General features: G+C 59.8%; 1 protein-coding gene. It reads left to right on the plus strand.

From position 1 onward, the window contains the following. On the plus strand, positions 1 to 505 hold a 505-nt coding region (locus GXY01S_RS16865; RefSeq protein WP_174521001.1), incomplete at both ends, for a transposase.

Below are 505 nucleotides of genomic sequence, written 5' to 3' on the forward strand. Positions count from 1 at the left end.
GGGCCTGGCACTGGGCTATGAAGACCTTAATGACCATGACGCTTTACGTCATGATCCTGTCATGGGTCTGGTATCGGGACGTCTGTCAGGAAGCCGGGCGAACTGTGCGGCACTGGCAGGAAAATCCACGCTGAACCGGCTGGAGCGCAGTGGCCACAAGGCAGATCGTTACTGCCGCATCATTGCTGATCATGAGGTCCTGGCTACCCTGTTCGTGACGCTCTTCATGGACCAGCATGAGCGCGCACCCGCCCGGATCGTTCTGGATGTGGATGCCACCGATGACCGTATCCATGGCCATCAGGAAGGCCGTGCCTTTCATGGGTATTACGGCCATAACTGCTATCTGCCACTATACATCTTCTGCGGGGATCATCTCCTCAGCGCTACCCTGCGCACGGCAGACAGGGACCCGGGGAAGGAAGCACTGGCAGACATCCGCCGGATCGTGGAGCAGATCAGGAGCCGTTGGCCCCGGGTGCGTATCCTGGTGCGTGGGGACAGC

It is taken from the genome of Komagataeibacter xylinus NBRC 15237, from assembly GCF_001571345.1.
In the GTDB taxonomy this organism is placed as follows: Bacteria; Pseudomonadota; Alphaproteobacteria; order Acetobacterales; family Acetobacteraceae; genus Komagataeibacter; species Komagataeibacter xylinus.